This is a genomic window from Pseudomonas sp. VS40, from assembly GCF_018587885.1.
GTDB lineage: Bacteria > Pseudomonadota > Gammaproteobacteria > Pseudomonadales > Pseudomonadaceae > Aquipseudomonas > Aquipseudomonas pergaminensis.
Genome location: NZ_JAGYWD010000005.1, coordinates 267,024 through 290,062, shown reverse-complemented (window position 1 = coordinate 290,062; position 23,039 = coordinate 267,024). Strand labels below are relative to the sequence as shown.

Annotated in this window: 21 protein-coding genes; 8 read left to right on the top strand and 13 right to left on the bottom strand. The window is 60.5% G+C overall.

Annotated features, from left to right (window positions below; genetic code table 11):
• Positions 1-49: 49 nt before the first annotated feature.
• The 10 genes from KHP07_RS16975 to KHP07_RS16930 form a co-directional block, all read right to left on the bottom strand.
• Complete coding sequence (locus KHP07_RS16975) at positions 50-985, bottom strand: glycosyltransferase family 2 protein (protein WP_214497577.1); 936 nt, start codon at positions 983-985, stop codon at positions 50-52.
• On the bottom strand, positions 982-1,551 hold the full coding sequence (locus KHP07_RS16970; RefSeq protein WP_252993996.1) for an LbetaH domain-containing protein: 570 nt from the start codon (positions 1,549-1,551) through the stop codon (positions 982-984). Before KHP07_RS16970 ends, KHP07_RS16975 begins: the two co-directional genes overlap by 4 nt.
• The gene (locus tag KHP07_RS29755; RefSeq protein WP_214497575.1) at positions 1,548-2,693 is read right to left on the bottom strand and encodes a glycosyltransferase; all 1,146 of its coding nucleotides are present in this window, start codon (positions 2,691-2,693) and stop codon (positions 1,548-1,550) included. The genes KHP07_RS16970 and KHP07_RS29755 overlap by 4 nt, the downstream gene beginning before the upstream one ends.
• Before the next feature lie 31 nt (positions 2,694-2,724).
• Positions 2,725-4,047 (bottom strand): O-antigen ligase family protein, encoded by a 1,323-nt coding sequence (locus KHP07_RS16960; RefSeq protein WP_214497574.1) that lies wholly within the window; start codon positions 4,045-4,047, stop codon positions 2,725-2,727.
• Entirely contained in the window at positions 4,025-5,257 is a 1,233-nt protein-coding gene (locus KHP07_RS16955; RefSeq protein WP_214497573.1) for a glycosyltransferase family 4 protein, read from the bottom strand. The genes KHP07_RS16960 and KHP07_RS16955 overlap by 23 nt, the downstream gene beginning before the upstream one ends.
• Before the next feature lies 1 nt (position 5,258).
• Positions 5,259-5,852, bottom strand: a complete 594-nt coding sequence (locus KHP07_RS29710) for an acyltransferase (protein ID WP_352152404.1) — start codon at positions 5,850-5,852, stop codon at positions 5,259-5,261.
• A complete protein-coding gene (locus tag KHP07_RS16945; protein ID WP_214497572.1) occupies positions 5,842-7,143 on the bottom strand; it encodes a lipopolysaccharide biosynthesis protein in 1,302 nt (433 codons plus the stop codon). The genes KHP07_RS29710 and KHP07_RS16945 overlap by 11 nt, the downstream gene beginning before the upstream one ends.
• Positions 7,144-7,151: 8 nt before the next feature.
• On the bottom strand, positions 7,152-8,489 hold the full coding sequence (locus KHP07_RS16940; protein ID WP_214497571.1) for a UDP-glucose dehydrogenase family protein: 1,338 nt from the start codon (positions 8,487-8,489) through the stop codon (positions 7,152-7,154).
• 73 nt (positions 8,490-8,562) lie between these two features.
• Complete coding sequence (locus tag KHP07_RS16935) at positions 8,563-10,785, bottom strand: polysaccharide biosynthesis tyrosine autokinase (RefSeq protein ID WP_214497570.1); 2,223 nt, start codon at positions 10,783-10,785, stop codon at positions 8,563-8,565.
• Between the two features lie 170 nt (positions 10,786-10,955).
• Entirely contained in the window at positions 10,956-11,405 is a 450-nt protein-coding gene (locus KHP07_RS16930; protein ID WP_214497569.1) for a low molecular weight protein-tyrosine-phosphatase, read from the bottom strand.
• A gap of 220 nt (positions 11,406-11,625) precedes the next feature.
• Here KHP07_RS16930 and KHP07_RS16925 point away from each other — a divergent pair, with 220 nt between their 5' ends.
• Complete coding sequence (locus KHP07_RS16925; RefSeq protein WP_250883603.1) at positions 11,626-11,934, top strand: phosphomannomutase; 309 nt, start codon at positions 11,626-11,628, stop codon at positions 11,932-11,934.
• Positions 11,931-12,263 carry a hypothetical protein gene (locus KHP07_RS16920; RefSeq protein ID WP_214497568.1) on the top strand — a complete coding sequence of 111 codons (333 nt, stop codon included), beginning with the start codon at positions 11,931-11,933 and terminating at the stop codon, positions 12,261-12,263. Before KHP07_RS16925 ends, KHP07_RS16920 begins: the two co-directional genes overlap by 4 nt.
• On the opposite strand, the gene KHP07_RS16915 is transcribed toward KHP07_RS16920, so the two are convergent.
• Entirely contained in the window at positions 12,215-12,871 is a 657-nt protein-coding gene (locus KHP07_RS16915; RefSeq protein ID WP_250883602.1) for a hypothetical protein, read from the bottom strand. The genes KHP07_RS16920 and KHP07_RS16915 overlap by 49 nt on opposite strands.
• A 255-nt stretch (positions 12,872-13,126) precedes the next feature.
• On the opposite strand from KHP07_RS16915, the gene KHP07_RS16910 reads away from it, so the two are divergent.
• A complete protein-coding gene (locus KHP07_RS16910; protein ID WP_078048003.1) occupies positions 13,127-14,209 on the top strand; it encodes an LLM class flavin-dependent oxidoreductase in 1,083 nt (360 codons plus the stop codon).
• Positions 14,210-15,279: 1,070 nt separating this feature from the next.
• On the opposite strand, the gene KHP07_RS16905 is transcribed toward KHP07_RS16910, so the two are convergent.
• Together KHP07_RS16905 and KHP07_RS16900 are read right to left on the bottom strand one after the other, a co-directional pair.
• A complete protein-coding gene (locus KHP07_RS16905) occupies positions 15,280-16,074 on the bottom strand; it encodes a class II aldolase/adducin family protein (protein WP_078048002.1) in 795 nt (264 codons plus the stop codon).
• Positions 16,075-16,307: 233 nt separating this feature from the next.
• A complete protein-coding gene (locus tag KHP07_RS16900; protein ID WP_078048001.1) occupies positions 16,308-17,213 on the bottom strand; it encodes a LysR family transcriptional regulator in 906 nt (301 codons plus the stop codon).
• 217 nt (positions 17,214-17,430) lie between these two features.
• Between KHP07_RS16900 and KHP07_RS16895 the strand changes: the two genes are divergently transcribed.
• The 5 genes from KHP07_RS16895 (at position 17,431) to KHP07_RS16875 (ending at position 22,967) form a co-directional block, all read left to right on the top strand.
• Positions 17,431-18,042, top strand: a complete 612-nt coding sequence (locus KHP07_RS16895) for a cysteine dioxygenase family protein (protein WP_025856214.1) — start codon at positions 17,431-17,433, stop codon at positions 18,040-18,042.
• Positions 18,039-19,622: a rhodanese-related sulfurtransferase gene (locus KHP07_RS16890; RefSeq protein ID WP_099493808.1), complete on the top strand. Its 1,584-nt coding sequence runs from the start codon at positions 18,039-18,041 to the stop codon at positions 19,620-19,622. The genes KHP07_RS16895 and KHP07_RS16890 overlap by 4 nt, the downstream gene beginning before the upstream one ends.
• 309 nt (positions 19,623-19,931) lie before the next feature.
• Complete coding sequence (locus KHP07_RS16885; RefSeq protein ID WP_214497567.1) at positions 19,932-20,909, top strand: ABC transporter substrate-binding protein; 978 nt, start codon at positions 19,932-19,934, stop codon at positions 20,907-20,909.
• A 13-nt stretch (positions 20,910-20,922) separates the two neighbouring features.
• On the top strand, positions 20,923-22,287 hold the full coding sequence (locus KHP07_RS16880) for an LLM class flavin-dependent oxidoreductase (protein ID WP_214497566.1): 1,365 nt from the start codon (positions 20,923-20,925) through the stop codon (positions 22,285-22,287).
• Complete coding sequence (locus KHP07_RS16875) at positions 22,284-22,967, top strand: peroxiredoxin-like family protein (RefSeq protein ID WP_078047997.1); 684 nt, start codon at positions 22,284-22,286, stop codon at positions 22,965-22,967. The genes KHP07_RS16880 and KHP07_RS16875 overlap by 4 nt, the downstream gene beginning before the upstream one ends.
• Positions 22,968-23,039: the final 72 nt, after the last annotated feature.

The window sequence follows — 23,039 nt, the reverse complement described above, 5'->3', positions numbered from 1 at the left end:
GCGAGCGAAGGCCGACACCCAAACTTGGGTGTTTGTTAAAAACGGTCAGTTACTTCTGTTTGGGCAGGTTCAAGTTATGGCCGGTCAACTTTGAGAGTTCCCGGACAATGGCTTCCTTATCGTTTAAATGGGCAATTGCGGTTTCCAGCTCCAGCACCTTGGCGCCCACCAGGAAGCGGTACCAATAGCCCTGGAGCAGGTGATAGACCAGGCCGCTGCGGCCATCGAGAAACCCCAGCTGGATGATGTAGCGCCACAAGAAATAGGCGGTCGAACTCAGGGTGAACGGCACGCGGTTATAGAGGCGGTTCTTGATCAGGCGCTTGGCCTTGGCCTGGAACGAACTCTGCCCCGTGTGCAGTTCATCGCGGATCGCAAACAACCCCAGCCGCGTGTTGAGCACTTCAATCGCTTCGCGGGTGGCGTACTGGTTGTGCTTGTGGGTGAAGAAGGTCAAGTCATGCAAGTTATGGTCGGCGAACCCACCTTCCAGAGTGATGGTGCGACCCTCGGCCACCGAGATGTGCTCGTCCATCCAGCGGTCTTCCATGCGCCCGAACCCGGTGCGCCACAGCCGTAGCATCCGCAACGGGTAACGCCCGCCATGCCGCACCCAGCGCCCCATGAAAATGTGCTTGCGCTTGAAGTTGATGCCGGTGATATCGCTGGCCAACGTCGGCAAGCGTGCGTTGATCTCGGCAGCGAGATCGGCCTCGATGATCTCGTCGGCATCCAGGCGCAGCGTCCAGTTGCCGGTGATCGGCAGGTTGTCCAGCGCCCACTGGAACTGCTTGGCCTGGTTGACGAACGGGTGCTGCACCACCCACGCGCCATGGGCACGGGCGATGTCGCAGGTGCTGTCGGTGGAGAATGAGTCCACCACCAGCACTTCGTCGCTGAAAGCCCGCACCGAGTCGATGGCCCGGGCGATGTGCAGGCTTTCGTTGTAGGTGAGGATGATCACGGTGATGGTTTCGCGCTTCATGGCGTGGGCTCCTGCACATGCTGGGTACGCAGGCCGATATGGCGGGACGGATGCCCGGCATGCACGGTCCACGGCTGCGCGATGCTCTTGATCACCAGGGTGCGGGCCCCCACCACCACGCCGTCAGCCACACTGACGCCTGGGGTGATGAACGCCTCGGCACACACCCACACGTGCTCCCCCAGCACGATGGGTTTTGCATACAGCTGGAAGTTCTTGCTGTTGTAGTCGTGGGAGCCGCCGCACAAATGCGCGCCCTGGGAAACCACGCTGTAGCGCCCAATGCGGATCAACGCCATGCTGTACAACGTGGTGCCATCGGCAATGCCGACATGGTCACCCAGCTCCAGGTTCCAGGGCGCCCAGACCTTGGCCCGTGGATACACGTGCACCCCCTTGCCCAACCGCGCACCGAACAGCCGCAGCAGAAAGGCCCTCCACGCATGGAACGGGCGCGGGCTGGTGCGGAACAGCGCCACGTACACCATGTTCCAGAGCTGGCGGCGCAGCCGATGGCCCAATGAGAACGAGGCTGAACGGTGCGGGTCATTGCCTTGAAGAATCACGGGAAGCACTCCCGCACAATCTCCAGCAAGCGCTGCGCACCGCGACGGATATGAAAGCGTTCGGCAAAGCACGCCCTGGCCCGCTCGGACATTTGCGCGTAAGCGGGCGCATCCAGCTGCAACCAGCGTTGCAGGTTGTGCAGGGCGCCGTCGGCGGTGTCGTCACTGACAAAGCCCACGCGATCCTTGTCGATTTCACGCCAGATATTGACCTTGTTGCTGATCAGCACGGGCTTGCCGCACGCCAGCGCTTCCGCCACCACCACGCCGAAATTTTCCTGGTGCGAAGGCAGGCAAAACACTTCGGCGGCGTAAAACGCGCCCCACTTTGCAGTCCCCTGCAACATGCCGGGCCAGCTGATGCGATGGGCAATGCCCGACTTTTCGGCCTGATCCTGCAGCGCCTGTACCCAACCGCCCTGATCGGGGCCGGCCATGACCAGGTGCAGCCGCTCGTCTTGCCCGGCGACCTGGGCAAATGCCTGCAGCAGGTGGTCGCACCCCTTCTTCTTATGGATGCGACTCAGGAACAGCACTACCCGCTTGCCCTTGAGTTCCGGGTGACCGGTGATGAAGTCCCGCGCCAGGCGCGCCCCATCGGCCGGTGGGCTGGCAGTGCCATACGCCGTGATCGTTTCATGGGCGCGATACAGCCAGAACGACTCACGCGCGCGGATTTGCTCTTCTTCACTGGTAAACACCACGCGCCGCGCATCCCTCAGCACCCGGTATTCGCCCCATGGCCAGTAGAGCCATTTCTTCAGATGCTTGAGCGGGTATTCGTGCTTGAACCAGGGATCCAGCATGCCGTGGGTATACACGATGTAAGGTCGTCCCAACTTGTTCAGCACCTGGCGGGCGACAAACCCGTGGTACTGCCACAAGCCGTTGATAATGAAAAAATCATAGTGCCGGGCGTGCTGCTCCAGCCATTCGCGGATGTTGCCGTTCAAGCCGTAGCCGAATCGGCTTGGCCCCATGAAATGCACGGTGCCGGGATAGTCCACCGCGAACTCGGCATCCAGCGTCAGGACATCCACGCGATGCCCCTCCTGGGCGAGCACCGTGTCGATTTCCCGGGCCGCGTTGATCGGGCCGCCTTTTTCCGGTCTGACCGAAGAGATGATTCTTAGTAACTTCACGTGCTGTCGTCCGCTGATGCATTAAGTAGGTTCAGGTTTTCTTGCAGGCCGCGAGAATCAGGCAGGCATACAGCACGCCAAACGCCAGGAATGTGCCCTGCATGGTCATGACCCCGTTGAACAGGATCGGCGCCAGGAAACCGCACAGCAGCAACGGCACCCCGGTGCCTTGCCTGACCAGCGCCGTGTAGGACTTGAGCAGTAACCAAAGCAGCACGAAGATCCTGAACAGGATGAACATCAGCCCGGCGGGCAGGCCCATTTCCAGCACGATGCGTGACCATTCATCTTCGGCCAGTAAAAAACCTGCGCCCTGCTCCCGCCCTGCGCGCAGGATCGTCGAGGCGGCGTTGGTGCCCGAACCTATCCCGTGGCCCCACAACGGCGCGTCATCGACCACACGCGTGAACGCATACAGGCTGGAGAACGCGCGAGTGACCGGCGAGCCTTCACTGGCCACGGCGCTGCGGTTGCGCTCCACCAGCACCTGGTAGCTGTCGGTGGACATGAAGATCAGCAGGCTGACAAACAACGCGGCCGCCAGGAAAAACAACGACAACAGGTTGCGTTGCGATTTCTTGATCAAGGCGACCATCAACGCCGCCAGCAGCACAATCGCAGCGTACGCATAGATCGCCCTGGACCCCGTGAGAAAACACATCACCGCCACCGCAGCCGCCGACACGCCAAACAGCCCATAGCGCCGGGCGAACACGGCACGGAACAAGGCCTTGTCAAACACCGCCGCGACCAGGAATGCAAAGCAGGCCGACACGTACACCACATGCCCGGCCGTGAACGTGAAGGTGCCGTAGGGCCGCACGACACCGTCGGCAATCATGAAAATGAAGTCATCATCACCAATGCCTTTGTTCACATACGCCTGGGGTCCGGACGAATACTGCAGCACCACCAGCACGCTGATCGGGATCGCCGCGAACAGCGTGATACGGGCGAACCGATAGACATCCGTCAACCTGAGCGTCTTGCCAGCGACAAATATCAACGGGAAATACAGCAGGTAGTTGCGCACGCCGTAGCCGTAGATGACGAAGCCTTCAGGGCTGCTCAACAGAAACGCGGCCACCAGCAGGAAGAACACCATGACCAGCACGACAAAGTAGGCCGACACCAGGTTTTTCGAGAAAAAACCGAACCGGTAGGCGCACCAGTAGATGTAAAGGACGATCGGGTCCTTGATGAAATAGATGACCGAACTGAGGCTCGGCATCACCCACTTGCGCAAGACCCCTTCGAACAGGATGAACAGGTAGATAAGCACGAAGGCGCTGACCACCCGCGTGCGGTAGCGCTCATGCAGGCTGACCCTGTCAGGAATGGCCAAGGATTGCATCCATCACCTCCCTGGCGTAGCTGTCCCAGGTGGTTCCACCGGCAGACAACACAGCGTTGTGCTGCAACGCCCTGAGCTTGTCCTTGTCTTCGGCCAGCTCAACCAGACGGCTGGCGATCGCTTCGGCAGAACGGATCGGCACCACATAACCGTTGAAACCCTCGACGACCAGGTCGGCCGCACCGCAGTTCTGCGACACGATCACCGCTGTGCCCGTGGACAAGGCTTCACCTACCACCAGGCCAAACGCCTCGGCGACCGACGGCAGCACCAGCACATCGGCCTCCAGCAAGTGGCGGATAACGTCATCGTGGGACGCGGAACTGAACCACTGGTACTTTTTCAGCTCGGCATTGAGCACGGGGTTGCGACCGTTGGCGTAGTCGCCACCGATCACCGTGACGTCCAGGGCAACGCTGCTCGCCGCAAGATTCAACGCGTCGAAAAAGTACGAAATGCCCTTTTGCTGGGTCAGCGCGCCGACATAAATCACTTTCAGTCGTGCACCTGGCCGGGCGCTTGCTTCATGACGCACCATCGGCGCCGGCGCGCCATAGGGCGTGATCGCAACCTTGCCTGGCGCAACGCCGTGCTCACCCAGGGTGCGCTTGGCAAAGGTACTCGCCACTATGATCCGGTCTGCCAAGGCCAACTCGGCCGTCTGTTTGCGCATGGTGTCATCGCTGATATCGGGAATGCTGGCACGCCAGGCAGGGTTGGCCTCGCGCTCATGCTCAAGCATCCTGCAGGCGTAAGCGATGGAGCCGAAGGCCGCCTCATAATTGAGGGTGATGTCGCCGATGTCGCGGGCGGCGCTGAACAAGCCCAGGCACTTGCCGTCATAGCCGTACACCTGGCTGGGTTTGCGCGGGGTGTTGTAGAGGAAACCGGCGCTGGCCTGGTCAATGTGGTTGTAGACGTTTTCCGGGCAGAAGATGCCGGTGTTGCGGCGTGTCAGGCGATACCACTTCAGTTTGTCGCAGATCACACGCGGCACGTCATAACGCGGGTAACTATGCAGCAACGCGCCATCGACCTGATCGAACGTACGCCGCAGGCACTCCTTGCCCACCACCGGCAGACGGCAGAGGAACGACCCCTTATGCAGTGCCAGCGAGGTATGGAACGAGTGCAGCAACTGCCGTTGATTCAACGCGCGCAGCAACGCGCGGACATTCTGATTACCAACGGGATGAGCGACCAGAATCATCTTATTTACCCATCCAGGCTTCGACGACGGCACTTGAGCGGACCGGGCTGTAGGTAAACGCATGCGCCCCACGCGACCTGATGACCCGTGCCGGATTGCCCGCTACCACGCTGTACGGCGCCACATTGCGCCCGACCACACTGCCGGCACCGACGACGGCACCTTCACCGATCGTCACGCCCGGCAGGATGATCGCGTCGGTGGCGACCCAGGCGTAGTCGCCGATCACCACCGGGGCGACTTTCAAGCGCCAGGCAGGATCATCCAGGCCATGGGTACCCGTGAGAATACGCACGCCTTCATTGATCGCCACATGGGCGCCCACACGGACGGCGGCGTGCAATTGGATAAAGGTGCGCTTGCCGATAAAGCTGCCGGTGCCCACGCTGAAACACGCGACGGAGCCTTCGAATTCCACGGCATTGATCATCACCAGCGGAGCCAGGCTGGCCCCCTGTCGGCGCAACGTGCGCTGGCGGCGATCGGCCTTGAGCAAGCGGCCCAGCAACAGCACGCGCTTGGCCAGGTACTTGAGCCCCTCAGGCGTCAGCAGGCTGACTTTCAATCGATGGCGGATCAGGTGATTAATCAGCACGGGCCATCCTCAGTTCAAGACGATGGAAACCGCGCCTGGCAAAGCAGAACAGGACGACTTCGGTGGCCACCAACACATAGCAGACACCGAGCAGGCCATAGTCCGGTGCCAGGTAGAACACCGCCAGACTGCTGGCGACCGATACCAGCATGAACACCACGGCAAACGACGAATAGGATGCGGTGGCCATCAGCGCCACCCAATACACCTGCCAGGCCACGTGGGTCAGCGCACCGATGATCAGCACCAGCATGATGCTGGAGGAATAATCGTCTTTGCGGCCCGACCACACATCAAAGATCGTCCCGCCGAATATCACCATCAGCGCGCCTAGCACACAGGCGATGGGCAGCGAGAACCGCAAGGCATAGCGGATCATTTTGCGGACCAGTTGGTTGTCACCGATGGAGAACGCATAGGAAATCTCCGGCCATAGGGATTGGTTCACCACGGTCGAGAACTGCACCAACACCCTGGAAATCGTGCGGTACAAACCGAATATCGCCGCGTGCGCCGGAGACAGCAGCACCGACAACAGAATGATCAGCCCCTGCACGTTCAACGCCAGGCCAATCGGAAAGGCCAGCGAAGCCAGTGACGGTTTGATCAACGTCACAAATGCCCGCCTGCCGATCGCAGAAACGTTGAAACACAAGGCGATCCCCAACCGGTTGGCGATCAGGTTCTTGCTGACGATGCCCGTCGCGCGCACGGCCAACAGCACCAGGCTGGTGGCGACCAGGCTGTGGCTCAGGTAAGCGCACAGCAACGCAGCCGACCATTCCAGCATGCGGATGACGTTCATGATGAATGCCGACAACGGCAAGGCCTTATTGGCCCGGTAGCGGATCGAAATCATGTTGGTAAACAGGCAAAGCAGCGAGTAGCCGGTCAACGCCGAGAGAATCAGCACCCCGTCGCCGCTCTTGATCGACTGGAGGTTGAGCAAGCTGAACAGGTCAAACAACGCCAGGGCGCCCAGGGTCAGCAACAGCACACTGAGTCCCGCCAGGGATAGAAACGCAAAGCTGGTGCTGTACACCGCACTCGCGACCTTCAACCGTCCGCGCTCGTGCCAGATCACGACCTTGCTCGATGCCGCCGTGGTCACACCCAGGTCAGACAGCGCCAGGTAGGTCGGAATCGCAGACAGCACCACCCATTCGCTGTAGGCGCCAAAGCCCCAACTGGCAATCAGCACCGGCACACTCACCACCTGGATCAGCAGGTTTACCACCTGGCCAAACGAATTGGCGCCAATGCCGCTGACGATTCTTTTAAGCACACTCATGGGAAGACCTATACCGGGTTGAGAGGTCGCCCAACTGATACGTAGTGAATACCTTTCTTCTGCACACTGACGGGGTCGAACAGGTTGCGTCCGTCAAAGATCAGCGGTTGCTTGAGCTGCTGTTTGATCACCGTGAAGTCCGGTGCCTTGAAGACCTGCCACTCCGTGACGATCAGCAAGGCATCGGCGCCTTTCAGGCAGGCTTCCTTGGTACCGCACAGGCGCAGGTCTTCGCGGTCGCCATAGAGACGCTGGGTTTCTTCCATCGATTCCGGATCAAAGGCCTGCACGTTTGCCCCGGCACGCCACAAGGCCTCCATCAACACGCGGCTAGGGGCTTCGCGCATGTCATCGGTATTGGGTTTGAAACTGAGCCCCCAGAGCGCGAAAGTCTTGCCCGCCAGTTGCGCGTTGAAGTGCGTGGACAGTTTGTTGAACAGGCTGTTTTTCTGTTCGGCATTGCGTCGCTCCACGGCCTTGAGCAGCGTGGCATCGAAGTCGAGGGTCTCGGCGGTCTGGATCAAGGCCTGGACATCCTTGGGGAAACACGACCCGCCATACCCCACGCCTGCGTACAGAAAGTGATAGCCGATACGCGGGTCGGACCCGATGCCCTGACGCACCATCTCGATGTCGGCCCCCAGTCTCTCGGCCAGGTTGGCCATTTCGTTCATGAAGCTGATCTTGGTGGCGAGCAGGCAATTGGCAGCATATTTGGTCAACTCGGCGCTGCGCACATCCATCACGATGATTTTTTCGTGGTTGCGGTTGAACGGCGCGTAAAGTTCGCGCATCACCGCCTCCGCATGCCGGCTGGCGGTGCCGATGACAATGCGGTCCGGCCGGATGCAATCAGCCACCGCAGAGCCTTCCTTGAGAAACTCCGGGTTGGACACCATGTCGAAGGCCAGGTCGGTGCGCTCACGCAGCGCGAGCATGGCAGCCACCCGTGCACTGACCTTGTCGGCGGTGCCCACGGGAACGGTGGATTTGTCGATGATGGTCAGCGGGGCCAGCATGTGCTGCCCAATGGTCTCGGCCACCGCCAGCACGTACTTCAAGTCGGCCGAGCCGTCTTCATCTGGCGGTGTCCCCACCGCGATAAACTGCACTTCACCATGCTTGACTGCAGCCACGGCGTCGGTGGTGAAATTCAAGCGGCCGGCCGCATGATTTTCCCTGACAAGAGCTTCCAGGCCTGGCTCGTAGATCGGGATATGCCCCTGTTTGAGACGCTCAACCCGCTGCGCATCAATATCGACACACAGCACATCGTGGCCGACTTCGGCAAGAACGGCGCCCTGGACCAGCCCTACATAACCAATGCCAAAAACTGTGACTTTCATAGCGTTTCTCGTTGAACCTGCGGCCAGTGGTAGACGTGCTGCGCGTTGGACTTCAAATGCCTGGCGTCCAGGATCAAACGCTGTCTGACGTGTACTCGTAGTGGTAATAGCTGTAGGCGCCGTATCCGTATTTGGCGGATGAGCGCTTCTCGATACCGTTGAAAATCGCGCCTTTGAGTTCAATGCCGTTCTGTTGATAGCGACGCATCGTCAGCTCCACCTCGCGCACAGAGTTCAATTCGAAACGGGCCACGATCAGATTGGTGCCGGACTGGCGCCCGACGATGGTTGCATCGGTGACCGCCAGAAATGGCGGTGTATCCAGAATCACCAGGTCGTACAGCGCGCTGACCTGGTCCAGGAATTCGCTGAAGTTGGCGTGCATCAGCAGTTCCGATGGGTTCGGCGGGATCCGCCCACGGCTGAGGACGTGAAGGTTCTCGACCTCCGTGGTATGGATCGCTGTGCCGAGCTCGCAGTGTTTGGCGAGCAGGTCGGAAAGACCGTTTTCTGCCGCAACACCAAAGACTTTGTGCAAGTAACCCTTGCGCATGTCCACGTCCACCAACAACACACGCTGCCCCGAATGCGCGACCACAGCGGCCAGGTTCGCCGAGACGAATGTCTTGCCCACCTGCGGGCTCGGCCCGGAGATCATCAAGCGGTTGTTGCCCGCTTCCAACATGGCGAAATGCAGACTCGTGCGCAGGCTGCGCAGCCCTTCAATGGCCAGGTCCGTTGGGTTGCTGAGGGCCAGCAACTGTGTGGAGCCCACCTTGTTGCTGCGAAAGAGCTTCTGGTCCATGTCCTTCTGGATGGCACTGAACGGAATGGCCGCATACACCGGCAAGCCGAGTTTTTCCAACTCGTTGGGGTTGGACACGCCCCGATTGAGCGCCTTGCGAAACAGCACCAGCGCGACTGCCACAAAGGCACCGAGCAGCGTGGCGATCACAACAATCAACGCTTTCTGCGGCCTGACCGGGTTCCTCAGGTCGACATCGGCGGTATCGATCAAGCGCACGTTACCGACCGTGCCGGCGCGCATCACGTCCAACTCCTGATACTTGTTGAGCAGTTGCGTGTAGATCTCGGTGCTGACTTTCAGGTCGCGGGTCAGGCTCAACAACTCTTGCTGGGTGGTCGGCAGGCTTTCGACCTTCTTGGCCAGCTCGCTCTGGCGGGCCGTGAGTTCTGCCAGTTGCGTCAGGAGCGCGCGGTACACCGGGTGCTGGGGGGTGAACTTTCGCTCGATCTCGGCCTGCTGCATCTTGAGCTCGGAAATGCTCGCATCCAGCGCCACGATCTGGTCAAGAATGGCCTTGGCCTCAAGGCTGATGTCGATGGTTTTGTTGCGGATCTGAAACTGGTTCAGCGCCGTCTCAGCCTGCTCGACATCCTTGCGCACCTGGGGCAATTGGTCTTTGAGGAACGCCAGGCTCTGGGCCGCCTCGGCGGAGGTGCGCTCAATGTTCTGGCGTACATAGATACGGGCGACCTCATTGAGTACCTGAATGGCCGCCTCGGGCCGCGTGCTTTCCAGCGCCAGGCCAATGATCCCCGACTCCTTGCCGCGCTCCGCCACATCCAGCAGCTTCTGATAGCGCAGAATGCTGGTGAGGCGTGGCCAACGCACAACGCTGAATTGCGCGCCAGGGTTGGCATCCAGCGTTTCGACCTGCAGCTGGAGGCCACTGCTTTCATAGAAGCGACCCACCTGCCCCGTCAGCAAAACGTTTTGGTCCTGGTCCGACAGGGTAAAGGTGCTGCCACTACCGGCAGTCAAGGTCAGTTCCTGGCTCAGCAAGTCGGCCGGAAGGCGTAACCGCGAAAACGTCAGGGCCTCGCCACCCCAACCGTAACTGTCGAGGCCGAGCCAGGGGCTCGCCACCTCATGGGCCCGCGTCGGCTTGAAGCGACGCGCCATGAAATCACCGATCAACGGGAAGCGCCTGGGCTTCACCTCAAGATCCAGGTTCAGGTTATCGACGGCAGTGCCAACGGTGATCCGTGAGCGGATCAACTCGACCTCCGTGACCGTGGGCGACTCCTTGCCGAGCAGACTGCCGACATCGGAGAAGCCGAGCATGTCGCCTTTTTTCGGTTCGACCTGAATCAGTGCGGTGGCTTGATAGACCGGAGGCGTCAACACGGCATAAGCCACACCCAGCGCCATAAAGACGATACTGATGCCACCGATCAGCCACTTGTGATCGAGCAACGTGCCCAACAACATCATGAAATCCAGATCAGTTTCTTCGCCGTTATGCGACGCTGTTGCGGGTGTTGATTGCATAAGTCAGTTCTTTTTTCCAACCAATAGTCAAGGAATGGCACAGGGTGCAAGACGCCCGTTTCCATGCACGTTTAACGGCTTCACCCAATACCCATACGCTGGCTCGTGGCCGACAACACACGCTTTCACACGGTTAACGCAGAACTTATCAAGTGTGCGACATGACAACTTCAACCCACTTGACCGACCAACTTTTGCGCCCACGCCTGAGCCGCTTGTTCTATTAACGCATAGGCATGAACAAAGGCTGGTTTGCCTTGACGATAAGGGTCCATGATCTCGCGGTTGTATTGCCATTTACCCAGCAGGAACACTTTGCCCCGTGCTTCAGGGGCGAGGCTGAGTACCCCGCCGATATGCCGTTGCTCCATCACTAATACAAGATCCGCGTCACTCACCGCAGCGCTTGTCAGTTGACGTGCCCTGTGTGAAACCGGTGCATGCCCATGCTCTTCCAGCACCTGCAGAGCCGTGGGCTCCAGCGGGCTGTCACGCAATGCGGCCAACCCCGCAGAACTCACTTCTATCGCGGAGTGTGCCAGCGCATTGCGCAATAATTGTTCTGCCGTGGGGCTGCGACAAATATTGCCGACACACACAATCAAAATCCTATTGAACAAGGCAACCTCCCACGCGCCGACTGTATTAACCCGGTAGTAAAAGGGATGACCTTACTTCAAGCAGCGAGGCGATTATGGTCACAACCTCGGCACTTCGACCACCTGCCGAGGCAGACTAAAAATAACAACACCCGGCATAACCGACTAAAAATAACATTCCAATACTTTTGCCCTCCCACAGAATAAAGTGCCGCCTAACCGCAACAACCAAGAGACGGCCATGAACATGTCAAAGTTATTGGTAGAGCGTATTGGCCTATTTCCTTCTTCGGGAAATATTCATGTCGAAGTGAATAACTCGACCCGCGTCGTCGAGCGCATGCAGGTGTTATACCGCGACAATTCCCTGGACAGCGATGAGTCCTGTTCTGGACTGTCGATGGTGTTCGCCGATTGGCGTTTCAAGTTGCAGGTGAGTGATGCACTGTCGGTGTGCCTGTGCGTGGAAAGTCGCGGTGACAGCCAGTTCATGCTGGTCAAGACCGCCGAGTTGCTGGCGAACATCTGCGGCACCGAGAAGCGGCCATGAGCCTGTTGGATGATGTGATACGTAGCTATGCGCTGAGAAAACTCACCGGGATGTTCGAAGGTTTCGCCGAGCCGCCAGTGGGTACGCAATACCGGCGCAATACCCAGGCCATCGGCCGTTGGCTGGAGCAGTTGCACGGCAGCTCACCGCAGCAGATCACCCATACGCTGCTAAAGCAGATGAACGAGGCGCGGCGGCGCGGCGACATGCGGCGTTTCAATGCGCAGACGGTGTTGCTGGAACTGATGGTGGACAGCCACCGGGCGCTGGACCTGGTGACTTACTCGGCCTTTGTGTGTGCCGCATCCAGCCGCCAGGAAGGCGCTTGATGGGCGTGTTCAGCACCCGACAACGTGATCGCGACACGGTTGAGCAGCAACTCGGCGTTGTATTTTGGCACCAGCGCGCAGACCAGTAACACCACCAGTCCGCCGCCGATAAACGAGGGGGACACCTTGATGTCGGCGCGTTCAATTCGCCACAGAAAAGCAATCGCCGCCACCGCGCCCAGCGTCGCACCGGCCAAGGCTTCGTTCAGCGGATGGATGTAAGGCGCGACGCAATAAGCACTGAACCAGGCGCTCGCCAATAACCCTGCCCCGGCTGCCGGCCAACGGAGTACCGGATTGAACTGGCGCGCCAACAGGCTGAGTCCCACGGTCAGCATCAGGCAGGTATTCATGGCATGTCCGCTTAATACGGCAATACCCAAAGGCTCGAACGATAAGCCCCAGCCTTTGAACAGCAACTTGCTGAAGGCAACAATCGAATAGGTCACGCCAACAGTGATTACCCAGGCGCGCAGTGCCCAAGGGTTGGAATACCTCAGCCACACCGCAATGATGATGGCGGCCGGAATCATGACGGTGATACCGCCATAGTGCGCAAGTTCTGCCCGCATACATCCCCAACCTGGCGTGCCCGTTTCGGCGCCCATCAGACCTCAGCGCAGGGGAAAATACAACGTTATCTCCGGTCAGCCTTGGGCAACCCGGCGCCAGCTGAAGGCGATAAAAATGCAAATTACTGATACACCAACAAAGCAAAGATTCGATATTTTAATAATTAGGTTAGAACCAATCGGCATTTTACAGCCCTGGCCCCTGCCCCTATTTTGAACGCGAATAACCGACCCCTTGCCCGGTGGAGGTGACCATCCCGCACAAGATCACGCCCACGATAAGGACAGACCATGAGCATCGAATTCATCGGCTACATCGGCGGCCACCACGCCTCCGAAATCCATCCACGCAGTGGCCCTACCCTGCAACCCGACTACGTCGAGACCGTGGCCCGCGCCCACGAAGATGCCGGCTTCGACCGTGCGCTGGTAGCCTTCCACTCCAACAGCCCGGACAGCACATTGATCGCCTCCCACGCTGCCAGCGTGACCAAAAAGCTGCAATTCCTCATCGCCCACCGTCCCGGCTTCACCCAGCCCACCCTGGCTGCCCGCCAGTTCGCTACCCTGGACGTGTTCAACGGTGGACGCACGGCCGTGCACATCATCACCGGCGGCGACGACCGCGAACTGCGCGCCGATGGCAGCCACATCGGCAAGGACGAACGTTACGCCCGCACCGACGAATACCTGAGCGTGGTGCGCCAGGAATGGACCCGCGAACAGCCCTTCGACTTCAAGGGCACCTACTATCAGGTCGAAGGCGCGCACTCCACAGTGAAATCGCCGCAGCAGCCCCATATCCCGCTGTACTTCGGCGGCTCCTCTACAGCGGCGATTGAAGTGGCCGGCAAACACGCTGATGTGTATGCACTGTGGGGCGAAACCTACGAGCAAGTGCGCGAGATCGTGACCCAGGTCCGCGCCGAAGCGGCCAAGCATGGGCGCACGATTCGCTTCAGCCTGTCGCTTCGGCCGATCCTCGCCGAAACCGAAGAACTGGCATGGGCGCGGGCCGACAAGATCCTGCAGCAAGCCACCGAACTGGCCGAGAAAAATGGCTTTGTGCGGCGTGAACCGCCGAATGAAGGCTCACGCCGGTTACTGGCAGCGGCGGCGCAAGGGTCACGTTTGGATAAGCGTTTGTGGACAGGGATCGCGGCGTTACTGGGCGCCCAGGGCAACTCCACCTCGCTGGTCGGCACAGCCGAGCAAGTTGCGCAAGCGCTGCTGGACTACTACGACCTGGGCATCACCACCTTCCTGATCCGTGGCTTTGACCCCCTGAATGATGCCATCGACTACGGCAAGCGTTTGATCCCCCTCACCCGCCAGCTGGTCGCTGAACGCGAGCAAGCCAAACAGGTCGCTTAAGCACAAAGCACACCCCATGTAGGAGCTGGCTTGCCGGCGATGGCATCGATTCGGTCTGCCTGATTACAACGGTGCCTGCATCGCCGGCAAGCCAGCTCCTACAAAACCGCGTACCCACCGCGTACCCACAATGCGAAGCGAGCCGCTCTTGCTTTTGCTCTTGCTCTTGATCTTGATCTTAGGCGCCCCGTCAAACACGCTGGCCGGAATTCGACAGGGATTTGGGGGGTAAACCGGCAGGGATGCCGGTTTAGCCGCCCCGCGCCATGGATGGCGCGTGGCGGCGGCCCCCCAAATACCTGTCGGATTACGGGCACACCGAGCCTAGGCGAGGTGCCGAGTGTTGGGGCAAGAGCCCTTTGCTTACTTTGGGGCTTTTCCAAAGTGAGCCGCCGTAAGGGCGGAACCATTAGCAGCCGTTACCTAAATAACGGATATGTACCTGGTCTGATCCAACATTCTGGTCGGCTGTCAGGCCGCCTTCGCGAGCAAGCCCGCTCCCACATTTGGATCGCGGGGCAACAGTCAGAGCGTGGTCGGCTGTTAGGCCGTCTTCGCAGGCAAGCCAGCTCCCACATTTTTGAATCGCGGGGTGACAGTTAGATTGTGGTCGGCTGTCAGGCTGCCTTCACAGGCAAGCCAGCTCCCACATTTGGATCGTGGGGTGGCAGTTAGATTGCTGTCGGCTGTTAGGCCGTCTTCGCAGGCAAGCCAGCTCCCACATTTGGATCGTGGGGTGGCAGTTAGATTGCTGTCGGCTGTTAGGCTGTCTTCGCAGGCAAGCCAGCTCCCACATTTTTGAATCGCGGGGTGACAGTTAGATTGTGGTCAGCTGTCAGGCCGCTTTCGCAGGCAAGCCAGCTCCCACATTTGGATCGTGGGGTGGCAGTTAGATTGCTGTCGGCTGTCAGGCCGTCTTCGCAGGCAAGCCAGCTCCCACATTTGGATCGTGGGGTGGCAGTTAGATTGCTGTCGGCTGTCAGGCCGCCATCGCAGGCAAGCCAACTCCCACATTTAGATTGCAGGGCTACAGTTAGACTGTGGTCGACTTCCCACAGGTAACGCCCGAGTCAATTCTTGTAGTCGATATCACTGCGCTCCAACTGCCGAATCAACGCATTCCAATGCCGCGCCACGCCCGGCCCTTCCCCACTGGCAAACACCTTGGCCTGCTGCTCAACCTTCTCCACCACCTCCCTCGGCGGAAAGATCAACTCCGCATTCCCCGCCGCCTGCGCCGCCACCTGGATATTGCACGCACGCTCCAACTGCTGCAGTTGCTGAAACGCATGCTCAACACTCACACCCGCCGTCAACAAGCCATGGTTGCGCAAGATCATCACACTCTTGTCACCCAAGTCCGCAACCAGCCGCTCACGCTCGTCCAGGTCCAGGGCCACGCCTTCATACCCGTGGTACGCCACCCGCCCGGAGAAGCCAATGGAATGCTGGGAGATCGGCAGCAGGCCGTCTTTTTGCGCCGACACCGCAATGCCGTCACGTGTGTGGGTGTGCAACACCGCTTGCAGGTCGTGGCGCGCGCCGTGGATGGCGCTGTGGATCACGTAGCCGGCGTAGTTAATACCCAGGCCAGTAGGATCGTCGACGATGGTGCCGTCGAGGTCGACCTTGACCAGGTTGGACGCGCTGATTTCATCGAACAGCAGCCCAAAGGCATTGATCAGGAAATGCTCCTCCGGGCCTGGCACGCGGGCGGAGAAGTGGGTGTAGATGTGATCGGTCCACTTGTACAAGGCCGCCAGTCGATAGGCGGCGGCCAATTTGACGCGCACTTCCCATTCTTCCGGAGTGACGCGTTGGCGAACGTTGTTGGAAACACTGGAAATCGAGGTGACGCTGCTCATGGCAAAACTTCCTGGATGGCCTTAAGGACTTCCAGGCAAGCCTATGGGATGCAAAAAAATAATAAAAAGCACATTTTAATCTAAGCTAATTATTATTTTTTTTCATAACCACCACAGCACCGCATTCGCCTGTAGGAGCCCGGCTTGCCGGCGATGGCGCCCTTGAGCCCTGCACGTATCTCGAGCGCCTCATCGCCGGCAAGCCGGCGCCTACAAAGAGAGGGAATCCAGGGTCAGGCGGCGTTGCGGATCTTGTGCAGGGAGTTTGCGACCAGCTTGCCAAATGCATCCACCGGCCCTTGCAGGTTGCCCAGGAAGTGCGGGTAGATCAGCCACAGGTCCATCACCGGCTTGAAGTCCTTGAGCGGCATCACCGCCAAGTGTTCGCGGTGGGCGCTGCGCTCCAGTAGCGGCCGTGGCACCAGGCCCAGGCCCAGGCCGTCCGCCACCAGGCCCAATTGCAACTCGGTGCCGAAGGTTTCCAGGTTCACCCGCAGGGCCAGGCCCTGATCGGACAAAGTCCGCTGCAAGCCCGCACGGAAGCCGCAACCATCCGGGTTGAGGATCCAACCGTTCTGGTACACATCCGCCAGCTTGCACGGCTTCTTCGGCAACTGCGCCTTGGCGCACACCACCACCAGTTCCATCTTGCCGATGGACTCACCGACGATGTTGTCCGGGAAGATCTTGCCCGCCGGGAACAACGCCGCCGCTGCATCCAGCTCGCCGCGCTCGATCTTGCCGACCAATTGGCTGCCCCAGCCGGTGGCGACCTGGGCCCGCAGCTCGGGGTATTCGGTGCGCAAGTGCTTGAGCGCGTCCAGCAGCACCACATCGCCGATGGTCTGCGGCACGCCCAGGCGCAGCAGACCGGTGGGCGGTGCGTCGGTGGCCACCAGCTCGCGCAGGGCATCCATCTCGCGCAGGATCAGCCGGCACTGTTCGTAGACACGGGTGCCGATCAGCGTAGGCTTGAGGGGCTTGGTATTGCGGTCGAACAGCTCCACACCCAGCGCCTGCTCGAAGTTCTGCACGCGGCGGGTGATGGCCGGCTGGGTCAGTTGCAACGACTCGGCGGCATGGCTGATGGACTGGCAACGAATCACTTCGACAAAGGCATCGATATCGTCAATTTTCATTTGGGCCGCACATAGAGAACAGTCATTAAGATGTGTGTGAAGCATAGTTGCACGAACGCGGCCTGGATAGCCCGCGCTGTAATCGATAACGTCTAACGCTATTCAGACCGGTTCTAAATTACCTTCGGCTATAAGCTAATCATTAAAAAATAGCATATTAACTATAAACATTATGCTTAGATAAACCCATCACCACCGACCACACGATGGAATTGTCATGACCCAGGCCCGACACCCCGAAAGACTCAGAGCCTTCATAGGCGCCCTGGCGGAATTGATCGACGGCAATCCACGCGAAGGCGACCTGCTGCACCGTGGCGGCAAGCTACTGGCGCAGTTGGTCAGCCATGATGACTGGCTCCCCGATGAATACGCCCAACCCGACCCCGAGCGCTACCAGCAGTTCTTGCTGCATGCCGATTCGCGCCAGCGCTTCAGCATCGTCAGTTTTGTGTGGGGGCCGGGGCAAAGCACACCGATCCACGATCACCGGGTATGGGGACTGATTGGGATGTTACGCGGCTCAGAGTTCTCCCAAGGGTTCGAACGCGCCCCCGACGGCAGCCTGATTGCCGAAGGCAAGCCGATCCAATTGGTGCCGGGTCAGGTGGAAGCCGTGTCGCCCAAGGTCGGTGACATCCATCAGGTGAGCAATGCCCACAGCGACCAGGTGTCCATCAGCATCCATGTGTACGGCGCCAATATCGGTGCGGTGCGCCGCGCGGTGTACCAGCCCGACGGCAGCGAGAAACTGTTTATCTCCGGTTATTCCAACGCCTTCCTCCCGAACATCTGGGATTTGTCCAAAGAAAAGAGCCCTGCCCTATGACCACCGTATCCACCCGCAGCTTCGCCCAGATTCGCCAGGCCTTGTTGGACCATGCAGAAGTCGCCCTGGTCGACGTGCGTGAAGAGGCGCCCTTCGCCGAGTCCCACCCGCTGTTTGCCGCGAATATCCCGTTGTCCAAGCTGGAACTGGAGGTGTATTCGCGCATTCCACGGCGCGATACCCAAGTCACCGTCTACGACAACGGCGAAGGCTTGGCGGCCCGTGCGGCCGAGCGCTTGGCTGCGCTGGGCTACACCGAGGTCAGCCTGCTCGAAGGTGGCCTTGAAGGATGGCGCAAGGCCGGTGGCGAGTTGTTCATCGACGTCAACGTACCGAGCAAGGCGTTTGGCGAACTGGTGGAAAGCGAGCGGCACACGCCATCCCTGGCCGCCGAAGAAGTCCAGGCCCTGCTCGACAGCCAGGCCGATGTAGTGGTGCTCGATGCGCGGCGTTTCGACGAATACCAGACCATGAGCATTCCCACCGGCATCAGCGTGCCGGGGGCCGAACTGGTGTTGCGCGCCCGCGAACTGGCGCCGGACCCGGCCACCCGCATCATCGTCAACTGCGCCGGGCGCACCCGCAGCATTATCGGCACCCAGTCGCTGATCAATGCCGGCGTGGCCAACCCGGTCTCGGCCCTGCGCAACGGCACCATCGGCTGGACCCTGGCCGGGCAGAAACTTGCCCATGGCCAAGCGCGGCGCTTTGCACCGACCTCGGAAGAACACCGCCAGGTCGCCGCCGTGGATGCGCGTCGCGTCGCCGACAAGGCTCGCGTGGGCCGTGCCACCCTGGCCGACCTGCAGGCCTGGCAGCAGGAAAAAACCCGCACCACCTACCTGTTCGATGTGCGCACTCCGGAAGAATTCGAAGCCGGCCACCTGCCCGGCGCGCGCTCCACACCGGGCGGGCAACTGGTGCAGGAAACCGACCATGTCGCCAGCGTGCGCGGTGCACGGCTGGTGTTGGCGGACGACGACGGCGTGCGCGCGAACATGTCCGCCTCCTGGCTGGCTCAACTGGGCTGGGAAGTGCATGTGCTGGATGACCTGCAACCGGCGCACTTCACCGAGCAAGGTGCCTGGGTCGCGCCGGTGCCGACACCGCCCCAGGCCGAACTGATCAGCCCCCATACCCTCGCCGAATGGCAGGCCCATGGCGATACCGTGGTGCTGGACTTCACCGCCAGCGCCAATTACGTGAAGCGCCATATCCCCGGTGCCTGGTGGGCGCTGCGTGCGCAACTGCCCCAAGCCCTGGCCAAGGTGCCCGCCGCCCAGCGCTACGTGCTGACCTGCGGCAGCAGCCAACTGGCGCGCCTGGCGGTGGCCGAAGTCGAAGCCATCACCGGCAAGCAAGTGTTTCTGCTGCAGGACGGCACTGCCGGCTGGATCAACGCGCAGTTACCACTGGAAGAAGGTGAAACCCACCTGGCCTCGCCGCGCATCGACCGCTACCGTCGCCCGTACGAAGGCACCGACAATCCCAAGGAAGCCATGCAGGCCTATCTGGATTGGGAATTCGGCCTGGTCGACCAATTGGCCCGCGACGGCACCCACGGTTTCTATGTGATCTGACTCACCCACCTGCCTGCGCCCGCGCCGGGTGCAGGCCCGCTCCGACAAGGGATCTGCACAGCCGCCCTGAACCTGTTCGCAGTGAGCATTGGCGCATGGATGGCCTCTTTGCCTTGGGCGGCGGCCCCCCATTCAAATGCAATTACAGAATAATTAACTCACACATCATCAAATATTTTAATAATTAACATATAACCAAAAAGAACTTCACAGCGAGTTTTTATGGGAATAACGTTAACCCATTCACCGACCCCTTCTCCAGGCGGAGGTAACCGAACCTCATCTTGATCTGCCTGGAGCCTGCATCCCATGGTCTTTACCATCCCTTTCAAACGCCTGCTCCTGGGCACCGCTCTCGCCCTTGGCCTGACTGGCGGGGCCCACGCCGCCGACTTGCAGCCGCTGCGGGTAGCCAACCAGAAATCTACAATCAAGGCGCTGCTGGAAGTCTCCGGCGAAACCAAAAACGTGCCCTACGAAATCCAGTGGTCGGAATTCCCGTCCGCCTCGCCCTTGGGTGAAGCGCTGAATGCCGGCGCCGTGGACATCGGTGCCCTGGGGGATGCGCCCTACGTGTTTGCCCTCGGTGCCGGCGCATCGCTCAAGGTGGTCAGCATCATTCACGCCGAGGGGCGCAACACCACCGCGCTGCTGGTGCCCAAAGACTCGCCGATCAAGACCGTCGCCGACCTCAAGGGCAAGAAAATCGTCACCGGCCGCGGCTCCATCGGCCATTACCTGGCGATCAAGGCCCTGGCCACGGCCGGCCTGACCACCAAGGACGTGCAGTTCATTTTCCTGCTGCCAAGCGAGTCGCGCCTGGTGCTGGATAACGGCACCGTCGACGCCTGGGCCACCTGGGACCCGTACACCACGGTGGTCACCTCACAAAGCCAGGCCCGCGTGCTGATCAGCGGCAACACGCTGCTGAGCAACCACCTCTACCTCGCCGCCACCCGCCAGGCCATTGCCGACAAGCGCCCGCAGCTGGACGACTTTGTCGCCCGCGTCGACCGCGCCTACGCCTGGACCAACACCCACCCCAACGAATACGCAGCCGCCCAGGCCAAGATCACCGGCCTGCCGCTGCAAGTGCACGAGGAAGTGGCCAAGGACACCCACTTGACCCCGGTCGCCATCGACGACTCGGTGATCAGCGGCCTGCAAGTAACCGCCGACACCTACCAAAAAGAAGGCCTGCTGACCCGGCACATCGACGTGTCACAGGGCTTCGACAAAAGCTTCAACGCCAAGCGTGTCCAACTTTCCCAGCAAGCCTCGCGCTAACCAGGAGCAGAACATGAGCAAGCCACAGCAAGCAAAACCCCGCCATTTGAAACTGGGCGCCATGGTCCACGGCGTCGGCCACGGCTGGGGCGAATGGCGCCACCCGAACGCCCAACCGAATGCCAGCACCAGCTTCGGGTTCTACAAGCAGCAGACTGAATTGGCCGAAGCCGCCAAGTTCGACTTCGTGTTCATCGCCGACAGCCTGCACATTCATGCCAAGTCCAGCCCGCACTACCTCAACCGTTTCGAGCCACTGACCATCCTGTCGGCACTCGCGGCGATCACCACGAATATTGGTTTGGTCGCCACCGTGACCGTCAGCTACACCGAGCCCTACCAAGTGGCGCGCCAATTCGCATCCCTGGACCATATCAGCGGTGGCCGTGCCGGTTGGAACGTCGTCACCTCGTGGCTGAGCGGCACCGCCGACAACTTCAGCAAGGCCGAGCACCCACCCCACGCCGTGCGTTATCGCATCGCCAAGGAACACGTGAGCACCGTCCAGGGCCTGTGGGATTCGTGGGAAGACGATGCCTTTACCTACGACAAACAGTCCGGCGAGTTTTTCGCCCCGGGCAAGCTGCATGCACTCAACCACAAAGGCGATTTCTTCTCGGTGAAAGGCCCGCTGAACATCGCGCGTTCGCGCCAGGGCCAACCGGTGATTTTCCAGGCCGGCACCTCGGAGGACGGGCGCAACTTTGCCGCGCAGAACTCCGATGCGATCTTTGTGCACGTGGACAGCCTCGAAGAAGGCCTGGCCTATTCCCAGGACCTGAAGCGCCGCGCCAAAGGCTTTGGCCGTGACCCGCACAGCCTGTCGATCCTGCCGGGCATTCGCCCGATTGTCGGCCGCGACGAGGCCGAAGTGGAAAGCCGCTATCAGCAGGCCGTAGAGCTGGTCACCGTGGAAGATGCCATCGTCGCCCTCGGCCGCCCGTTCAACGATCACGACTTCAGCCAATACCCACTGGACGAGCCTTTCCCGGAGCTGGGTGACCTGGGTTCCAATAGCCAGAAAGGCGGCTCCGACCGCATCAAGCAGCTGGCCAGGGACGAAGGCCTGACCCTGCGTGAAGTGGCCTTGCGGTTCTCGCGGCCAAAACGTGATTTCGTCGGCACCCCGGAGCAAGTCGCCGACGCGATCCAGACCTGGTTCGAGACCGGCGCCAGCGATGGTTTCATCATCAACTCGGTGCTGCCGGATGGCTTGCAGTACTTCACCGAACTGGTGGTGCCGGTGCTGCAACAGCGCGGCTTGTTCCGCACTGAATACAGCGGCCATACCCTGCGCGACAACCTCGGCCTGGACGTTCCGGCCAACCGCTACAGTGTCGCCGCCCAGGTTGAAGATAAACAGGAGGCGCTGGCATGAGTGAATCCCTCAACCGGCAGTTGGCCGAACTGCACGCCGAGCGTGTCGCCACCTGGGCGCCGGCGGCGCTGCAGGTCAATATCGACCAACGCCAGCGTCTGGTGGCTCAAGCGCGGCCAGATGACTACGTGCAGGTCGGCGATGAACTCGACCCGTTCACCCTGCTGAATGTGGAAGGCGGTGAACTCAATCGCGAGCTGCTGCTGGCGGACGGTCCGGCGGTGCTGATTTTCTTCCGCTTTGCCGGCTGCCCGGCGTGCAACATCGCCCTGCCCTATTACGAACGCCAACTCTACCCACGCCTGCGCGAACTCGGGGTGCCTCTGGTGGCGGTAAGCCCGCAAGTGCCTGAACGCCTGGTGGAGATCAAGACCCGCCACACCCTGCAACTGCTGGTGGCCAGTGACCCCGATAACAACCTCGGGCGCCGCCTGGGCATTCTCTACAGCTTCGACGAGGCGTCGCGCAATGCCGCGTTGGCCAAGGGCAATCACATCGGTGAAACCACCGGCACCGGCACCTGGGAGTTGCCGCAACCGACGGTGGTGGTGATTGCCAGGGACGGCACGGTGGCGTTTGTGCAAGTGAGCCCGGATTGGTTGGTGCGCACCGAAGCGGAGCCGGTGTTACAGGTGGTGGAGCAACTGCTGGGCCAACAGCCCGTAAGACTGGCCATCTAAACGCCTATCCCCTGTAGGAGCCGGTTTGCCGGCTCCTACAGAGGGCGGGTGTCTACCTATCGACCGAGTGAA

Excerpts from the sequence above, each read along its gene's own strand:
- KHP07_RS16975 (WP_214497577.1), bottom strand. The coding sequence starts at position 985 with ATGAAGCGCGAAACCATCACCGTGATCATCCTCACCTACAACGAAAGC.
- KHP07_RS16960 (WP_214497574.1), bottom strand. The coding sequence starts at position 4,047 with ATGCAATCCTTGGCCATTCCTGACAGGGTCAGCCTGCATGAGCGCTAC.
- KHP07_RS16955 (WP_214497573.1), bottom strand. The coding sequence starts at position 5,257 with ATGATTCTGGTCGCTCATCCCGTTGGTAATCAGAATGTCCGCGCGTTG.
- KHP07_RS16945 (WP_214497572.1), bottom strand. The coding sequence starts at position 7,143 with ATGAGTGTGCTTAAAAGAATCGTCAGCGGCATTGGCGCCAATTCGTTT.
- KHP07_RS16940 (WP_214497571.1), bottom strand. The coding sequence starts at position 8,489 with ATGAAAGTCACAGTTTTTGGCATTGGTTATGTAGGGCTGGTCCAGGGC.
- KHP07_RS16935 (WP_214497570.1), bottom strand. The coding sequence starts at position 10,785 with ATGCAATCAACACCCGCAACAGCGTCGCATAACGGCGAAGAAACTGAT.
- KHP07_RS16925 (WP_250883603.1), top strand. The coding sequence starts at position 11,626 with ATGAACATGTCAAAGTTATTGGTAGAGCGTATTGGCCTATTTCCTTCT.
- KHP07_RS16920 (WP_214497568.1), top strand. The coding sequence starts at position 11,931 with ATGAGCCTGTTGGATGATGTGATACGTAGCTATGCGCTGAGAAAACTC.
- KHP07_RS16915 (WP_250883602.1), bottom strand. The coding sequence starts at position 12,871 with ATGGGCGCCGAAACGGGCACGCCAGGTTGGGGATGTATGCGGGCAGAA.
- KHP07_RS16910 (WP_078048003.1), top strand. The coding sequence starts at position 13,127 with ATGAGCATCGAATTCATCGGCTACATCGGCGGCCACCACGCCTCCGAA.
- KHP07_RS16905 (WP_078048002.1), bottom strand. The coding sequence starts at position 16,074 with ATGAGCAGCGTCACCTCGATTTCCAGTGTTTCCAACAACGTTCGCCAA.
- KHP07_RS16900 (WP_078048001.1), bottom strand. The coding sequence starts at position 17,213 with ATGAAAATTGACGATATCGATGCCTTTGTCGAAGTGATTCGTTGCCAG.
- KHP07_RS16895 (WP_025856214.1), top strand. The coding sequence starts at position 17,431 with ATGACCCAGGCCCGACACCCCGAAAGACTCAGAGCCTTCATAGGCGCC.
- KHP07_RS16890 (WP_099493808.1), top strand. The coding sequence starts at position 18,039 with ATGACCACCGTATCCACCCGCAGCTTCGCCCAGATTCGCCAGGCCTTG.
- KHP07_RS16885 (WP_214497567.1), top strand. The coding sequence starts at position 19,932 with ATGGTCTTTACCATCCCTTTCAAACGCCTGCTCCTGGGCACCGCTCTC.
- KHP07_RS16880 (WP_214497566.1), top strand. The coding sequence starts at position 20,923 with ATGAGCAAGCCACAGCAAGCAAAACCCCGCCATTTGAAACTGGGCGCC.
- KHP07_RS16875 (WP_078047997.1), top strand. The coding sequence starts at position 22,284 with ATGAGTGAATCCCTCAACCGGCAGTTGGCCGAACTGCACGCCGAGCGT.